Origin of the sequence: Brooklawnia cerclae (genome assembly GCF_011758645.1) — a bacterium.
Taxonomy (GTDB): Bacteria; Actinomycetota; Actinomycetes; order Propionibacteriales; family Propionibacteriaceae; genus Brooklawnia; species Brooklawnia cerclae.
Window position 1 is genome coordinate 320,413 of the sequence record NZ_JAAMOZ010000001.1, and the last position, 15,970, is coordinate 336,382.

The window sequence follows — 15,970 nt, forward strand, 5'->3', positions numbered from 1 at the left end:
CGGCTCTCCTAACTGGTCAGTCCGCAGATCGAAGCGGTTGTGGTGTCGTCGGCCGGGCGCAGCCGGGGCCCGTCGGCCGTCGCGTCCATGCGCCATCGGATGTCGGCGTACTCCTCGAGTGCCGGCAGATCGTGAGAGATCATGAGGACGCCGATCCCGCGCTCGTCGACGTGCCGGCGGATGTGCTCCATCACATCATCGGCCGTCCGGGCGTCCAGCATGGCGGTGATCTCGTCCAGCACGAGGTAGTCGGGCTGCAGGGCGAGCGCCCGGACGATGCACGCGCGCTGAAGCTCACCCCCCGACACCTGGTTGGGGCGGCGTCCCAGCAATTCGGGAGCGAGCCCGCACCACTCGGCGGCCTCGGCCGCGTCCACCTCGACGCCGGCGAGCCGTGCGGGCAGCTCGATCGCCCGGGCGAGGGTGAAGCGAGGGTCCACGGCGGTGAACGGCTGCTGCGGCACCCAGGCGACACGGCGTCGGGTGGCCTGTGGGAGGCCGACCCCAGCGGAGTGCAGAGGCTGACCGTCCAACTCCACGACACCGTCGTCGGGCTTCACCAGGAGGGCCATCATCGACGCCAGTGTGGACTTGCCCACGCCCGACGGCCCGGACAACCCGACGAGGGCGCCGCGCGGCACCTCCAGATCGACGCCCCGGACGATCTCCTGCCCGCCGAGGACGCGGGTCACCCCGCGCGCGACCAGGGACTCGTCCGGTCGGGGCACGACGGGCGGTCGGAGGTTCTGGTTGCCGGTGCGGGGGGCGATCAGCGCCTTCGGATCGCCCTGGGCCGTGATCACCCCGTCGGCGATGATCGACACGACGTCGCCGTAGACGCGTGCCAACTCGTTCTCGTGGGTGATGAGCAGCACCGCGTGGCCGCTGTGGGCGAAATTGGCCAGGGCGGCGACGACCGTCGCGGCCGAGTCCTGGTCGAGCCCGGACGTCGGCTCGTCGGCCAGGAGGATCGGGGGGTGGTTGAGCATGGCGGCCACCATGCCCAGGCGGCTCAGCTGGCCGCCGGACAGCTCGTGCGGATAGCGGTCGAGCCACTCGAGTTCGGCACCGGCGGCCCAGCACAGCTCGCGGATCCGTTGCCGGTCGTCGTCGGCGGTCAGATGGGGGTGGACGGGCAGCAGCCCGCTGCGCGGCGAGACCACCCGCATCGCCTCCCGCAACTGCGTGCGGATCCTACTCGTGGCGGTGAACGCGGTGGCCGACCCTTGCGTGGCGGTGCCGATCAGACGACCGAGGACGCGGGAGCGGAACATCCGGGACGACAGGTGCATCAGGTCCCAGCGGCGGCCCGAGGCACTCAGCGCGACCTCACCGGCGGTGCGAGCGGACGGCGGCAGCATCCCGGTCAACGCGTTGACCAGGGTCGACTTGCCGGCCCCGGACCTCCCCAGCAGTACATGCAACTCGCCGGGCCGGATGTCGAGGTCGATCCCGGCCAACGCCACCTGGTCGCCGTAGGACACCTGGAGGTCACGCACCGCTATGCCGGCCTGAGCGTGACCGTGCAGTGGCCTGGCCGGCGACCGCGCCGGGTCGTGTGGCGTCACAGGCTCAGGCATGGTGCTCCTTGGGATTGATCAGCGTGGTGATCGTGATGGTGGTGATGATCAGCAGCAGCGCGGGGGCGGCCAGCGTCCACCAGTTGCCGGTGAGCAGCGCCTGCTGACCGAGGTTGAGCAACGAGCCGAGCGACGGCTGATGCGGTGGCAGGCCCAGGCCGAGGAAGGTGAGCGTCGACTCGTGCCAGATGGCGTGGGGAATCAGCAGCCCGAAGGCCACCGCCACCTGGTTGGCCAGCCGTGGCAGCGCGTGATACCGCAGCAACTGGACACGGGTGAACCCCTGGGTGATCGCGACGCGGTAGTGGTCGCGGACGCCCACGGCGAGCAGCTCGGCGCGCGTCAGCCGCGCGGTCTGCGGCCAGTGGGTGAGGCCGACCACCATGATGATCGCGAGCAGCGAGCCGCGGAAGGTGGCGGCGATGACGATGCCGACCAGCAGATGTGGCAGTGAGTTGAAGCCGTCGACCACCCGCATGATCCATCGGTCGAACCGGCCGCCGACCAGCGCGCAGGTCGAGCCGACCAACGTCCCGATGACGATCGCGCCCAGGGCCCCCGCCAGGGCGACCAGTATCGAGATCCGCAGGCCGTAGGCGCACCGCACGAACAGGTCGCGGCCGGCGAGGTCGGTGCCGAACAGGTGCCCGAGGGACGGGGGCTGGGCGCCCACGCGGTACTCGACGTCGGTCAGCGGAACCGCGTTGACCAGGGGGACGACGACCGCGTACGCCACCAGCGCCGCGAGCACCACACCGGCGACAGCGCGGGCCAGGGCCCCGCTGGGCAGCAGGTGCGCCAGGGAACGGCGGCGGGGAAGGACGACTTCACAGCTCACGGGGATCAGTCCTCGGATCGAGCAGGGCGAGGGCGACGTCCGACATGATGCCGCCCACCAGGGCGATGGCCGCCAGAAGCATGGAGACGACGCCCAGCAGGGGGAAGTCCTGGGCCAGAGCGGCGTTCACCAGCGACTGCCCCAGCCCGGGCCACGAGAAGATCTGTTCGACCAGCACCGACCCCGCGATCACCTCCGTCAGCCGTGCGCCGGTGATGGCGAGCACGGGGATCATCGCCCCGGGCAGGATGTGCCGCCCGAGTACGCGCCATTCGGGGACGCCGCGCAGGCGCGCCGCCCGCACCCCGGGGTCGCCGGAGGTCTCGATGAGCGCCTTGCGCAGGTGCAGCGTGATCCACGGCAACTGCCCGACGGCCACGGCACCGGCGGGCAGCACCATGTGGCGCACGAGCTCGGTTGCCGTGGCGGGCATGCCGGGGGTCGAGGTGCCGCCGGACGGCAGCAGGCGCAGGCCGAGGGCGAAGACGGCGACGAGCGTGAGGCCGACCAGGAACGGCGGGACGGCCGCGATCACCCACATCACCCGGTCGAGCACCTGCGAGACCAGCCCATGGGGTCGCCGCGCCGCCATCATGGCCAGCGGGATCGAGATCGCGAAGCCGAGCGCCAGGCCGGTGATCATGAGCAGCACCGTCCACGGCAGTCGCGCGGACACCACGTCGGCCACGGGCATGCGTGCCGACATCGAGTAGCCGGGGTCACCGGTGAGGATGCCCCCGATCCACTGGAGCCAGGCCTGCCACCAGGGAAGCTGGGTGACGGCCTGCTCCACGTTCGCCCGGCCGCCTGCACTGACGAACTCGTCCCGGGAGCCGAGGAAGGCTGCCGTCGCGTCCACCGGTGACAGCTCGGCCAGAGCGAAGACCAGCAGGCTGAGGGCCGCCAGCAGCGGGATCAGCCAACCGAGCCGCCGGACCACGAGCCAGCCGATCGCGGACGCCCGGCCGCGACGGCCCGTTCGCCCGCTCCGGCCACCCACGACGATGGATGTCGCGCTCATCGCCAACTCGCCACGTTCCACCATGGGCCCCATGCCACGCCATGTTCGTGGGGTTCAACGACATGCTCGATGGGGGAGTACTGATCGAGGTTCCTGGCGACGTAGGTGTGCTCCAGGACGAAGACGGTCACCATCGGCGGATCGGCCACGAGTTCGGTCTGCAACTCGCGATAGTCGGCGTCGCGGGTCTCGGTGTCGGCCTCACCACGTGCCTGGTCGAGCAACTCGTCGACCGTGGCGTTGGAGTACTGGCTGGGGTTCGAGTACGGGTCGTCCGGATCGTAGGCCGCGAACGACGAGTGCAGGTCGCCGTACGCCTGGGTGTCGGGGTCGTAGGGCACGTCGCCCCCGCCCAGGACGAACGCGGTGTTCGCGATCTTCTCCTTGGCCTGAGGACGGTCGACGGCGAGCAGGTGCACCTCGATGCCGAGCTTGGCCATGTCGGACGCGAACGCCTGGGCGAGGTCGCGGCGGACCGTGTCCTCGGAGAAGTACATGAGGTCGAAGGAGAACCGGAGGTCGTCCTTCGCGCGGATACCGTCGTCGCCGATCGTCCAGCCGGCCTCGTCGAGCAGGGAGGCGGCCTGCTCGGGGTCGTAGCCGAACGAGGCGTCGGCGTTGTAGGCATCGCCGAACGAGGGGGTGATCGGCGTGCTGATCGCGGTGCCGTGGCCGGCGAGGATCCCATCGACCATCGCCTGGCGGTCGGTGCCGAGATTCAGGGCGACGCGGACGTTCGTGTCGGTGAAGAACGGCAGGCTCTGCGGCAGGGTGATGCCGCGGTAGTCGCCGGCCGGGTTGGTGAACATCTCCAGGCCCTGCTGCCCGTCGAGTTCCTCGGCCACCAGCGGGGAGAGCTGGGCGCCGTCGAAATCACCGGACAGCAGCCGCTGCGCGCGGGCGTTCTCGTCGCTCACGAAGCCGATGTAGATCGTGTCGATCAGCGGTGCGCCCTGCCAGTAGTCGTCCCGGGCTGTCAGGGTGATCGACTCACCCTGTTTCCATTCCGTGAGGGTGTACGGGCCGGTGCCGACGGGCTCGCGGGCCAGCGAGGAGTCGAGGATCGACCCGCCGACCTTCTCGGACGCGGGGATGCCCAGCGTGAGGCGGCTCGGGAACGCGGCGTAGGGCGCCGACAGGGTGAACACCACCGTGTGGGGATCAGTAGCGGTGATGCCGGTGAGCAACTCGTAGTCGCCGCGCAGGGGTGACTCGGTGGCAGGGTCGAGCACAGCCTCGTAGGCGGCGACGACATCGTCGGCGTCGAACACCGAGCCGTCACTGAAGGTCACGTCGTCACGCAACGTCACCGTCCACTCGGTCAGATCGGCGTTGGACGTGGGCATCTCGGTGGCGAGCTGGGGCTCCAGGCCGTCGGTTCCCACTGCCACGAGCGAGTCGTAGAACTTCGACGTGATGCTGAAGGTGTACTCCAGCGGGTTCAGGGTCTCGTACTCGTTGGTCTCGGCCAGCCTCAGAGTCGTCGACCCGTCCTGGGACGGTGACGACGACGGGGACGCCTGGCACGCGGTGACGGTGAGCACCGCCACCGCGGTGGCCAGGAGCTTGGAGATGCGCATGGTGTCCTTCATCTTTCCTGTTCTTGGCGAATGCGTGTGCGGCGCGTTCTATGCAACCGCAATTCTCGGGTCGGCGACACTCTGCAGCAGATCGGCGACGGTGTTGATGGTGATGTAGAGGCCACCGAGGATCAGCGTGACCGCGGCGACGGACGGGAAGTCCGACACCGGAAGGCTCGCCGACAGATATGATCCCATGCCTCCCCAGCTGAACACCGACTCGACCACCAGCACACCACCGAACATGAACCTCAGGTGCAGGGCGCTCATCGACAGTGCCCCGTTGATGGAGTTGCGCAGCACATGGCGGAACAGCACCTTGCGCTCGGTGAGGCCCTTGGCCGTGGCGGTGCGGACGAAGTCGGTGGACAGGGTCTCCAGCAGGCTCGAGCGCAGGACGCGTCCGATGGCCAGTGCGGGCCCCACCGCCAGGGCGATGCCCGGCATGATCAGGTGCTGGAGGGCATCGCCGATCAGGGCGGGATTGCCGCTCAGGATGCCGTCGAGCACCAGGAACCCGGTCGGCCCGGTGTCGGACAGGCTGGTTCTGCCCCGGCCGGGCAGCACGTCGAGGACGCGGTAGAACACGATCAGGCCGACGATGCCGATGAGGAAGGTCGGTGCGGTCGACCCGACGAACAGCAGGCCGCGGCCGAGCCCGGCCCCCGGCCACTTGAGCAGGGAAGAGATCGCGAACAGGGCGCCCAGCACGAGGGCCACGATGAACGCGAACATGACCAGTTCCATGGTGGCGGGGAAGGCGGACGCCAGGTCCTTGGTCACCGGGTTGTGGGTGCGGAAGGATGTGCCCAGGTCGCCGTGCAGGAGCCCACTCAGGTAGCTGAAGTAGCGGACGAGCACCGGCCGGTCGAGGCCGAGCCGTTCCCGGGCGGCGGCGATGGCCTCAGGGGAGGCGTTGTTGCCGATGGTGGCGGCGACCGGGTCGGCACCGGAGACCTCCTGCAGGGTGAAGACGACGATGGTCAGCACCCACAGCAGGCCGATGGTGGATGCGAGTCGGATGGCGAGGAATCGGAGATTTGCCATGGTTCACCTCGAGGCTGCGAATCGATTGCGGATGGCGTCGCCGGCCAGGTTGGAGATCAGACTCAGGAGCATGACGACCATGCCGTAGGTGAGCGGGATCCACCAGGCGTTCAGGATCTCTGTGAGGCTGCTCGACGTGTCGGAGCCGAGTTCGGGCGCTGGGGCCGGCTGGCCGAGCCCGAGGAAGGACAGGCTCGACAGGACGAGCACCACGTTGCCGATGTCGAGGCTCGCGCTGATGATCGCGGTCGGGACCGTGCCGGGCAGCAGGTGGCGCCACATGATGCGGAACCAGCCGACCCCCGCCAACCGGGCCGCCTCGACGTGGGGCCGGGTCGCCAGGGCCCGGGTCTCGCCGCGGATGATGCGTGCGTAGTAGGGCCACCACACGATGCTCACGGCGATGAAGGTGTTGACCAGACCGGGGCCGAGGGCGGCCGCCACCGCGACGGCGACGAGCATCGAGGGCAGGGCGAGGAAGACCTCGGTGAAACGCATCAGCACGGTGTCGACCCAACCGCCGAACATGCCGGCGATCAGCCCGATGATCGTGCCGATGACCAGGCCGGTGCCCGTGACGACGATGGACATCAGCCAGCTGGTGCGCAGGCCGAGGAGCACGCGCGAGGCCACGTCGCGTCCGATCGAGTCGGTGCCCAGCAGATGGCCGGGTGACAAGGGGGTGAGTTTCGGTGTGCCCGTGGGTTGCACGGGATCGTAGGGGACCAGGAGCGGGGCCAGCAGGCCGATCAGCGTGACGGCGAGCAGGATGCCGATGAAGACGTAGTCGACGGCGGCGCTGCGGCTGGTGCGGGTGGGACGACGGCGGGCCAGAAGCCGCCAACGGGGCTGGACGCTGGTCGCTGTGAGGGCGGTCATCACCGTTCTCCTTCCCGGATGCAGGCGACCTCGTGGCGCAGGGGATCGGACGACGACCGCTGGTTGACCGCGGTGAGCTGGGGGCTGATGGACAATGCGGAACACTCGGAGGTGGCGATGGGGCAGCGCGGGTGGAAGGCGCAGCCCGCGGGTGGTTCGAGCGGACTGGCGGGCTCGCCCTGCAGCGGGGTCACCTCGACTCCCGGTTGGGGGACGGCGTCCACCAGGCTGCGTGTGTAGGGGTGGCGTGGGTTGGCGATGACGTCGGTGGCCTGCCCCATCTCGACGATCTGGCCGAGGTACATCACGGCGATCCGGTCGGAGATGATGCGTGCGACCGCGAGATCGTGGGTGACGAAGAGCACGGCGAGCCCGAGATCCCGCCGCAACTGGTTGATCAGGTTGAGCACGTTGGCCGCGACCGAGACGTCCAGTGCGCTGGTGGGTTCGTCACACAGCAGGATCTTCGGCGGGACGATGGTGGCGCGGGCCAGCGCGACACGCTGACGCTGGCCGCCCGACATCTCGGAGGGACGCGCCCCGAGGATCTCGTCGGGCAGTCCGACCCTGTCCATGATCTCGTGGGCCCGGGCTTCCTTCTCGTCCTTGGTGAGCTTGTCCTTCAGGCGTTCATAGAGCATCTCGCGCGCGGTGAGCCACGGGGTGAGGGACGAACCCGCGTCCTGGAACACCATCTGGATGGCCGTGCCACCGGGATCGTGCACGTTGCCGGTGTACTGCTTCTCCAGCCCGCCGGCGATTCGCAGCAACGTCGACTTGCCCGAGCCACTCTCGCCCACGATGGCGATCGACTCGCCCGGTTGCAGGTTGAGGCCCACGCCGCGCAGGGCGGCGAGGTGTGCTCGGCGGCCCCTGTGGTCGCGCACCTTGAAGGTGCAGTGCACGTCGCTCGCGGTGAGCAGCGGCATGCCCGCGGTGACGGGCGGCAGCGATTCGAGCAGCGGCTGTTCCTCGCTGGCCAGTTCGGCGATGTCGAGGGTGCTCGCCTTGAAGCAGGCGACCCGGTGGTCCACGGCGCCGGTCTGGCCGGCGCCGAACGACTCCAGCGAGGGAATTCCCGCCTGGCAGTCGTCGGTCACCGCGACGCAGCGCGAGGCGAAGGGACAGCCCCCGTTCTCGGCGGGGTGGGTGGACTCGATGGGAAGCGCCCACAGTTTCCGGTTGCGGTCGGAGGTCAGCGACAGCCGCGACCCCAGCAGGCCGAGGGTGTAGGGGTGGCGGGGCTGGTTGAGCACCTGCTCGGTGGAGCCGATCTCGACGATGCGTCCGCGGTACATGACGGCGATGCGATTGGCCACCTGCGCGGCGACGCCGAGATCGTGGGTGATCATGACGACGCTGCAGCCCAGTTCGTCGCGCATGGAGTTGATGAGCTTCAGCACCTGGGCCTGCACGGTGACGTCGAGGGCGGTGGTCGGCTCGTCCGCGATCACGAGCTCCGGCCTGCCCGCCAGTGCCATCGCGATCATGATGCGCTGCCGCAGGCCGCCGGACAGCTGGTGGGGGAAGGCCGTGAACCGGCGCTCGGGCTGCGGGATGCCGACCGACCGCATGAGCTCGATCGCCGTCTTCTGATCGCCGGCCTTCTCCACGATCTGCTTGCCGACCAGCATCGTGGGGTTGAGAGAGGTCATCGGATCCTGGAACACGACCCCGAGGCGTTCCTGCCGCGCCGCCCGAATCTGATCGGCCGGGGCACGGAGCATGTCGAGGCCGACGACGTTCAGCCGCCCCGTGATCCGGGGATGGGACGAGGCCGGCAGCAGGCCCAGCATCGACATCGCCATGACACTCTTGCCGGAACCCGATTCGCCGACGATCCCGAGGATCTCGCCGCGGCCGACATCCAGGTCGATGCCGTGGAGGATCTCGGACTGCTGCCCCCGGCGGGACAGGCAGACCTTCAGATCCCGTAGCGACGCGACCGCGTCTGGAGGGATGTCCGGCTGCGCCGGGTCGCTGGCCAGCGGTGGATCACTGATGAGTGACGTCATGGTCATCGTGATGCTCCTTGCTCTCGTGCGGTTCTGGTCCAGTCCGGTTGGGGTTCGGGGTCGGTGAGGCCTGCGACCTCGCAGGCCAGTGGGGTGACGATCGGCTCGTCGTCCTCCGCGGAATCCTCGACGGGCATGACGTCGTCCTCGGCGGGGTCGCCGTCCTGGGGGAGGGGCGTGGGCTCGTCGTCCTCCGCGAGGCTCGCGACCCGCTGGTTGCGGGCGCCGGAGGTCAGGGTGAGGATCACCGCGACGACCAGGCAGACCCCGGCCGCGATGATCCACAGCCCGCGGGCACCCAGGTGGTCGAGGGCGAAGCCGCCCACCACCGGGCCGACGACGGTGGCCAGGTTGAAGTTCAGGGAGTACACGCCCTGGTACCGGCCGCGTAGCTCGCGTCGTGCCAGGTCAGCCGAGATCGACTGCGCCTGGGCGTGGGAACCGAGCTCGCCCAGCGTCCAGATGGCGACGGTCAGGAAGTAGACGGTCATCGACCCCGCGACCGACTGCAGACCGACCCCGACGGCGGTCAGGGCGATGGCGGCGGCGGTCACGCGTTCCCGCGACCAGCGCCCCAGGATCCGGGCGCTGGGAATCTGCAGCAGACACAGCAGCAGCCCGTTGAGGGTGAGCAGATGGCCGTAGCTGGAGCTGGCGAAGCCCTGCGCGGTCATGATCAGGGGCAGCGACGTGGTCGACTGGTTGTAGACGACGGAGTAGAGGAACATCACGAGCGTGAACGTCACGAAGACGCGGTCGCGGAGCACTGCGGTGATCCCCTTGCCCGCGCGAAGCGGGGGAGCGGACACGTCCTCCAACGAGGAGGACAGCGGCCCCACGTCCGAGGATCCTTCGGTGATCGAGGTCCGGGTCTCCGGCACGCGGAGCAGGACGATGACCAGGGAGGCCACCAACAGCAGCGCCTGGCCGTAGAACAGGAGCGAGAAGTTGCTGTCGGCGAGGTACCCGGCCAGCATCGGGCCGACCGCCCATCCCAGGTTGATCGCCCAGTAGTTGTAGTTGTACGCGGTGCGCCGGTGGGCTGCGGGCACGATGTCGCCGATCATCGTGATGATGACCGGCCCCGCCGCACCGTTGAAAAGGCCGTAGACGAACAGGAACGCGGCCGTCACCAGGGAGCCCTGCACCGAGGGGATCGCCACGAGCACGGCCACCGACAGGATGAGGCTCCATGCCAGGACCGTCTTGCGTCCGAGCCGATCGGCCAGGATGCCGCCGACGAGTGACGAGAGCACCACCCCGATGCCGTAGGTGGAGACGACCACGCCGGCCTCGCCCGCGGTCAGCCCGACGTGTTTGGTCAGGAAGATCGTCATGAACGGCACGACGAAGCGGCCGATCCAGGTGACGAGTTCGGCGGCCCAGAGCCACCAGAACGAGGCTGGCAGATCGGACATCCGGGTGTGGCGTGCGGGTGTGGCGGTCATGTATCTCCCTTGCGGGTGACGGGCACCAGGCCCGCCACCCGCGGTCGCGGTTCGTGCGTCTTTGTCAGGCGATGGACAACTTGTTGAAGTCGAGGGTGTACGGCGCCGCGATGTTGTGCGCATCCTCGACCCCGGCCAGCCAGGGCTGAGCGACCATGAAGTCGCTGATCCAGGCGAAGGTCGGGTTGCACATGTGCTCGTAGGCGGCGTCACCGGCCTGCGCGTAGGTCTCGGCGTCGCCGGTGCGCAGGGCCTCGGTCAGCAGCGAGGTGACGTCCTCGGAGGAGCACTGCAGGTAGTTCAGGCCGCCGTCGGCGTCCCAGAACACGTGCCCGTGCATGTAGGCGTTGTTCGAGTCGGGCCAGGTGCCCGGCGAGACGAAGACGTCGGGCGCGTTGGCCGGGTCGCTGGCGAAGCTGCCGTAGATCTCGGAGGTCTGGTGTGAGGCCGCGGTCGCGTTCATGCCGAGGGCCTGGAGCTGTGCCGCGATGAGGTTGCTCATCTGCTCCGCGTCGGACGAACCGGCCGTGTAGCCGATGTCGATCGCGGTGCCGGCCGGCAGCGAGGAGACCCACTCCTGCAGGGCGTCCGGGTCATAGACCAGTTCCCGGCTGTCCACGTCGGCCGGGAGCGCGCCCTCGGGGTAGTTGCCCTCGGACGGCTTGCCGCTGTACATCACCGTCTGGTCGATGAGAGTCGCCCAGTCGATGCCCTCGAACAGCGCCTTGCGGGCCGACTCGTCGGCCAGCAACTCACGGTTGGGGTTCATGTAGAACACGCCGACCTGGAAGGAGGGCAGGGTGTAGGCGCTCAGCGCGTCGCTGTTGACGTAGCCCTCACGGGACGCGTTGGGGATCTGGCCCAGCATGGCGTGCAGGTCGCCCTTCTCGAGCGCCAACTGCATGGCCGACACCTCGGTGTAGACCGGCATGTCGATCGTGGTGAACGTCGGCTCCTCGTCGCCCCAGTAGCCGTCGTACGCCTGGAGTTCGTAGCCGGAGTCGACCTCGGCCTTGGTCAGGGTGTAGGGGCCGGTGCCGCCGTCGTGTGTGGACAGGTAGGTCTGGGCGTAGTCGTCGCCTGCCTGCTCGGAAAGGATGGTGGGGCTGATCATGCGCAGGCCGTAGGGGGAGGCGAGGTAGTCGAGGAAGGCGGAATTCGGGGCAGACAGCGTGATCGTCACGGTGTAGTCGTCGATCGTGTCGACCTGGGCGACGTCGGAGACCATGTAGGCGGGGCCGCCGTCGACGTCGAGGCGCCGCTGGATGGAGGCCTCGACGGCGTCGGCGGTGAACGGCGTGCCGTCGTGGAAGGTCACTCCTTCGCGCAGGTGGAAGGTGTACTGGCTGTTGTCGTCCGACACCTCCCACGACTCGGCGAGCAGCGGGACGATCTCCGCCTCGGTGGAGTTGCCCGCCTCGTAGCGCACCAGGCCCTCGTAGACGTTGGTGGTGATGGCCAGGCCGGCACCGGCGTAGTAGATGTCGGGGTCCGGCGGCTGACCGGGGTCGTTGAGGAAGCCGAGCCTCAGCACGCCGTCGGTCGGTGCCTGTGAGGTCGAGGCGTCGTCGCCCCCGCCGCTGCAGCCGGTGACGGCCACCGCGAGTGCGGCGAGGAGTGCCGCGGCGCGCATGCGGAACCTGCGACGCGGCCTGGATGGGTTGTCGGGTGTCATATCTGTTCAGCCCCTTCGGGTCGTGTTTTCTGAGCTACTTCTCGTCGCGGAAGATCTGGTTGCGGGGGTTGCCCTGGCTGTCGAGCCCCTGGCCCAGGGCGTAGGGATGCGCGTAGTGGGGGTCGGTGAGCCCCTGGCGGCGCATGGCGATCCCGGTGAGGGTCTCGCGGATGGCGCGGTTGGCCAGCAGCGAGGTGATCTGCCCGCGGTCGTCGTAGGGGGGTGAGACCTCGACGACGTCCATGGCGACGATGCCGACCTCGGCCGCCAGTCGCCTCACTGCGGTGAGGACGTTGATGCTGGTCAGGCCGCCGGGCTCCGGGGTGCCGGTGCCGGGAGCGAACGCGGGATCGGTGACGTCGACGTCGAGCGAGACGTAGAGGTGATCGGCCTGGTCGAGGGCCTGATCGACGGCGCGTTGGAGCACCTTGTCGAACCCGTCGTGGATGATCTCGGCCATGAAGTGGGTGCGCATCTGCTGCTCATCCATCCAGTCCAGGGTCTCCTGCTCCGGCCAGTAGCCGCGCAGGCCGACCTGGACGAAGTTCTTGCCGGGGACCGCGCCGGATTCGATGAGCTTGCGCATCGGGGTGCCGTGGGACGCCAGCGACCCCGGCATGTCCGCACCGGTGTCGGCGTGGGCGTCGAAGTGGACGATGCCGACCTTGCCGTAGCCGTAGTGGTCGGCGACGGCGGTGGCGCAGGGCCAGGTGATGGCGTGGTCGCCACCCATGATGATCGGGATCGTGTCCGACTCGACGATGGTGCCGATGAACTTGCGGATGCCCTCGAAGGTGGCCGGGGTGTTGCCGACCTTGATCGGCGCGTCCCCGTAGTCGCAGACGTTGAGCTCTTCCAACGCGTCGACGTGGGTCTCCAGCTCGAAGTGCGGTCGTCCGTATCCGCCCTTGTAGTCGCACATGCGGATCGCGAGCGGGCCGTGGTTGGTGCCGGTGCGGCCCGTGGCGGTGGAGTCCCAGGGGACGCCGCAGATGGCGACGTCCATCTCGCCGGCGACGAGGTCCTCGGGGGTCAGGCAGACCGGCAGTTTCGCGAAGGTCTGGATGCCGGAGAAGCCTCCCTCAGCGCGGCGGTTGACGAAGATCGGCCCGGGTTTGCGTCCCTGATTGAAGTCGTCGACCGCGCCGTGGCCTTCCAGGCCGGTGCCCAGCCGCGGCGGCTGCTCCCAGAATCCGTCGGGCCAGAGTTCGTGGGTGTGGTGGTCGTGATCGTGATCGTGTGTGTGTTCCGACATCGTGGTGTGCAGACCTTTCGAATGCGTGAGTGTGCAGAAGTCGTCAGTTGGCCGGGGGTTCGGTGCCCGGTTCGGTCCACAGCGAGCGGGGATCGGCGTACCTGGGGGTGATCAGGCCGCGCCGGCGCATCGCGATTCCGGTGAGCGCCTCGCGGATGGCGCGGTTGGCCAGCAGGACGGTGATCTGACCCTGGTTGTCGTAAGGGGGCGAGACCTCGACGACGTCCATGGCGACGATGCCGACCTCGGCCGCCAGTCGCCTCACCGCGGTGAGGACGTCGATGCTGGTCAGGCCACCTGCCACCGGGGTGCCGGTGCCGGGAGCGTAACCGGGGTCGGTGACGTCGATGTCGAGTGAGAGGTAGAGGCGGTCGGCCCCGTCGAGGGCCTCGTCGATCGCCCGGTCGAGCACTTTGTCGAACCCGTCGTGGATGATCTCGGCCATGAAGTGGGTGCGCATCTGCTGGGTGTCCATCCAGTTGAGCAACTCCTGGTCGGGCCAGTAGCCGCGCAGGCCGACCTGGACGAAGTTCTTGCCGGGCACCGCACCGGATTCGATGAGCTTGCGCATCGGGGTGCCGTGGGAGGCCAGCGAGCCGTGCATGTCGTCACCGGTGTCGGCGTGGGCGTCGAAGTGGACGATGCCGACCTTGCCGTAGCCGTAGTGGTCGGCGACGGCGGTGGCGCAGGGCCAGGTGATGGCGTGGTCGCCGCCCATGATGATCGGGATGGCATCGGATTCGACGATGGTGCCGACGAACTTGCGGATGCCCTCGAAGGTGGCCGGGGTGTTGCCGACCTTGATCGGGGAATCGCCGTAGTCGCAGACGTTCAGATCGGCCAGCGCGTCGACGCGCACGTCGAGGTGCGAGTGGGGGAACCCGTACCCGCCGACGTAGTCGCACATGCGGATCGCGAGCGGGCCGTGGTTGGTGCCGCTTCGTCCACCAGCTGTGGAGTCCCACGGGACGCCGCAGATGGCGACGTCCATCTCGCCGGCGACGAGGTCCTCGGGGGTCAGGCAGACCGGGAGCTTGGCGAAGGTCTGGATGCCGGAGAAGCCTCCCTCAGCGCGGCGGTTGACATAGATCGGGCCGGGTTTGCGGTCCTTGTTGAAGTCGTCGACCGCGCCGTGGCCCTCGAGGCCTTTGCCCAACCGGGGAGGCTGCACCCAGAAGCCCTCCGGCCACAGCTCGTGGTGGTGACCGTGATCGTGCTCGTGGTCATGTTCGTGCTCGTGCGGCTCGGGAGTGTTTTCGGCCATGTACGTCCTTGCTCTAGATGTGCCATCGAGGTGTCTCGGTCGGTGGCGATGTCACAACGTCGAAGCGAACGTAGGTTCTGCCGAATCGTTTCGTCAATATAGTTTCAACGTTAGAAACAAGGTCTTTACACAGCGGTTACATGGGGGGTCGATTTGCCCGCCAGTGGCGGACGACAGGTCGGCCGTCTGTGCCGTTCCTGTGAACGCCCACGTCAGACGGGTGTTGCTGCCTCAGGACGGGGACACTCGGCGCCTACGGCCGGACGATCGCGGAGCCCGCCGTGGTCCTTCCGCTAGTCGAAGCCCGGAAACTGACGTGTGCCGGCACCGTGCGCAGTGCCCCGGGTGCGTTCGCGGCCTCGGCGGGGTCGTCCAGCATCTCGAACAGCCACCTGGCGCAGGCCGCGCCCAGCGAGCGTGCCGGCAGATCCACCGCGGTCACCGCCGGCTCCGCCTGGAGCAGGGAGGGATCGTCCGAACAACAGGCGACGAGCACGTCGCGCCCGGGGACGCGTCCCTGATCGGCGACGGCGCGCAACGCGCCACGTGCGGCCGCGGTCGAGGCTGTCAGGATGAAGTCGATCCCGGGACGCGCCCTCAGTTCGGTGGTGACCCACGACCGGAAGGCCTCGGGGTCGCGGTCGGCGAAGCGCACCTCCCGGAGGCTGCCCACCAGGCCGTTGTGCGCGCACCAGTCGTCGAAGACACGCCGCAGCTCGTCGCCCCAGCCACTGTTGCGGTCGGGGCTGATGATGAGCGGCTCGTGCACCCCCTGCTCGATCACCGTGGCGAGGATCGTCTCCACCGCCCCGCGATGGTCGGCGGCGACCACGGCGCATTTCGGCATCCCCTCGGGCAGATGCTCGCCGGCCACCACGGGCAGGTCGTACGTCATGAGTTCGCGGGCCCGGGTGTCGTCCCCGATGGGGTCGATGATGATGATCCCGTCGACGCGGGGTGCGGTGCGCCTGGGCTCGACCCAGTTGCTGGACAGCACTGTCAGGTCGTAGTCGTGATGCTGCGCGATGGCGATCGCGCCGGCGAGGAAGTCGCGGAAGTACGGGGTCGACAAGGCCGTCACCGCATTCTGATGATGGACGCCGATGGCGTTGGTGCGCCCTGTCCGCAGCCCCTTTCCCAGCGCGCTGGCGACATAGCCCAACTCCGTGGCCGTCTCGGCCACCCGGTCGCGGGTCTGCTTGGTCATGCGCCCGCGCCCGGCGAGGGCGTCCGACGCGGTGCCGATGGAGACGCCTGCCGCTTTGGCGACGTCCTTCAAGGTGACCCTGCCGGGCCGCTTGTCGGCCATGACTGTGACTATAGATGGCCCCGGGCACGGCGAGGGTGCCACCAGTTCGGTGGTGTCGC

Annotated in this window: 12 protein-coding genes; all 12 read right to left on the bottom strand. The window is 68.8% G+C overall.

Translation table 11 applies throughout. The annotated features are described in order from the left end of the window. Window positions 1-8: 8 nt before the first annotated feature. Window positions 9-1,580 carry an ABC transporter ATP-binding protein gene (locus FB473_RS01520; protein WP_167164192.1) on the bottom strand — a complete coding sequence of 524 codons (1,572 nt, stop codon included), beginning with the start codon at window positions 1,578-1,580 and terminating at the stop codon, window positions 9-11. Next, window positions 1,573-2,418 carry an ABC transporter permease subunit gene (locus tag FB473_RS18355; protein ID WP_208390394.1) on the bottom strand — a complete coding sequence of 282 codons (846 nt, stop codon included), beginning with the start codon at window positions 2,416-2,418 and terminating at the stop codon, window positions 1,573-1,575. Before FB473_RS18355 ends, FB473_RS01520 begins: the two co-directional genes overlap by 8 nt. Further along, complete coding sequence (locus tag FB473_RS01530; RefSeq protein ID WP_167164194.1) at window positions 2,408-3,439, bottom strand: ABC transporter permease; 1,032 nt, start codon at window positions 3,437-3,439, stop codon at window positions 2,408-2,410. The genes FB473_RS18355 and FB473_RS01530 overlap by 11 nt, the downstream gene beginning before the upstream one ends. Beyond that, window positions 3,436-5,031 (bottom strand): ABC transporter substrate-binding protein, encoded by a 1,596-nt coding sequence (locus FB473_RS01535; protein ID WP_208390395.1) that lies wholly within the window; start codon window positions 5,029-5,031, stop codon window positions 3,436-3,438. Before FB473_RS01535 ends, FB473_RS01530 begins: the two co-directional genes overlap by 4 nt. 36 nt (window positions 5,032-5,067) lie before the next feature. Then, a complete protein-coding gene (locus FB473_RS01540) occupies window positions 5,068-6,066 on the bottom strand; it encodes an ABC transporter permease (RefSeq protein ID WP_167164196.1) in 999 nt (332 codons plus the stop codon). A 3-nt stretch (window positions 6,067-6,069) separates the two neighbouring features. Then, window positions 6,070-6,945, bottom strand: a complete 876-nt coding sequence (locus FB473_RS01545; protein ID WP_167164198.1) for an ABC transporter permease — start codon at window positions 6,943-6,945, stop codon at window positions 6,070-6,072. Then, window positions 6,945-8,966, bottom strand: coding sequence for a dipeptide ABC transporter ATP-binding protein (locus FB473_RS01550; protein ID WP_208390396.1), 2,022 nt, complete (start codon window positions 8,964-8,966; stop codon window positions 6,945-6,947). The genes FB473_RS01545 and FB473_RS01550 overlap by 1 nt, the downstream gene beginning before the upstream one ends. Then, the gene (locus FB473_RS01555) at window positions 8,963-10,408 is read right to left on the bottom strand and encodes an MDR family MFS transporter (RefSeq protein ID WP_167164200.1); all 1,446 of its coding nucleotides are present in this window, start codon (window positions 10,406-10,408) and stop codon (window positions 8,963-8,965) included. Before FB473_RS01555 ends, FB473_RS01550 begins: the two co-directional genes overlap by 4 nt. A gap of 64 nt (window positions 10,409-10,472) precedes the next feature. Continuing rightward, a complete protein-coding gene (locus FB473_RS01560; RefSeq protein WP_167164202.1) occupies window positions 10,473-12,041 on the bottom strand; it encodes an ABC transporter substrate-binding protein in 1,569 nt (522 codons plus the stop codon). 76 nt (window positions 12,042-12,117) lie between these two features. Further along, the gene (speB, locus tag FB473_RS01565; RefSeq protein ID WP_167164204.1) at window positions 12,118-13,338 is read right to left on the bottom strand and encodes an agmatinase; all 1,221 of its coding nucleotides are present in this window, start codon (window positions 13,336-13,338) and stop codon (window positions 12,118-12,120) included. Window positions 13,339-13,381: 43 nt separating this feature from the next. Continuing rightward, window positions 13,382-14,602 (bottom strand): agmatinase, encoded by a 1,221-nt coding sequence (gene speB / locus FB473_RS01570; protein WP_167164206.1) that lies wholly within the window; start codon window positions 14,600-14,602, stop codon window positions 13,382-13,384. 253 nt (window positions 14,603-14,855) lie between these two features. Beyond that, on the bottom strand, window positions 14,856-15,911 hold the full coding sequence (locus tag FB473_RS01575) for a LacI family DNA-binding transcriptional regulator (protein WP_167164208.1): 1,056 nt from the start codon (window positions 15,909-15,911) through the stop codon (window positions 14,856-14,858). Window positions 15,912-15,970: the final 59 nt, after the last annotated feature.

Coding starts and splice junctions, on each gene's coding strand:
- FB473_RS01520 (WP_167164192.1), bottom strand. CDS start 1,580: ATGCCTGAGCCTGTGACGCCACACGACCCGGCGCGGTCGCCGGCCAGG.
- FB473_RS01535 (WP_208390395.1), bottom strand. CDS start 5,031: ATGAAGGACACCATGCGCATCTCCAAGCTCCTGGCCACCGCGGTGGCG.
- FB473_RS01530 (WP_167164194.1), bottom strand. CDS start 3,439: ATGAGCGCGACATCCATCGTCGTGGGTGGCCGGAGCGGGCGAACGGGC.
- FB473_RS01575 (WP_167164208.1), bottom strand. CDS start 15,911: ATGGCCGACAAGCGGCCCGGCAGGGTCACCTTGAAGGACGTCGCCAAA.
- FB473_RS01540 (WP_167164196.1), bottom strand. CDS start 6,066: ATGGCAAATCTCCGATTCCTCGCCATCCGACTCGCATCCACCATCGGC.
- FB473_RS01560 (WP_167164202.1), bottom strand. CDS start 12,041: ATGCGCGCCGCGGCACTCCTCGCCGCACTCGCGGTGGCCGTCACCGGC.
- FB473_RS01550 (WP_208390396.1), bottom strand. CDS start 8,966: ATGACCATGACGTCACTCATCAGTGATCCACCGCTGGCCAGCGACCCG.
- speB (WP_167164204.1), bottom strand. CDS start 13,338: ATGTCGGAACACACACACGATCACGATCACGACCACCACACCCACGAA.
- FB473_RS01555 (WP_167164200.1), bottom strand. CDS start 10,408: ATGACCGCCACACCCGCACGCCACACCCGGATGTCCGATCTGCCAGCC.
- FB473_RS01545 (WP_167164198.1), bottom strand. CDS start 6,945: ATGACCGCCCTCACAGCGACCAGCGTCCAGCCCCGTTGGCGGCTTCTG.
- speB (WP_167164206.1), bottom strand. CDS start 14,602: ATGGCCGAAAACACTCCCGAGCCGCACGAGCACGAACATGACCACGAG.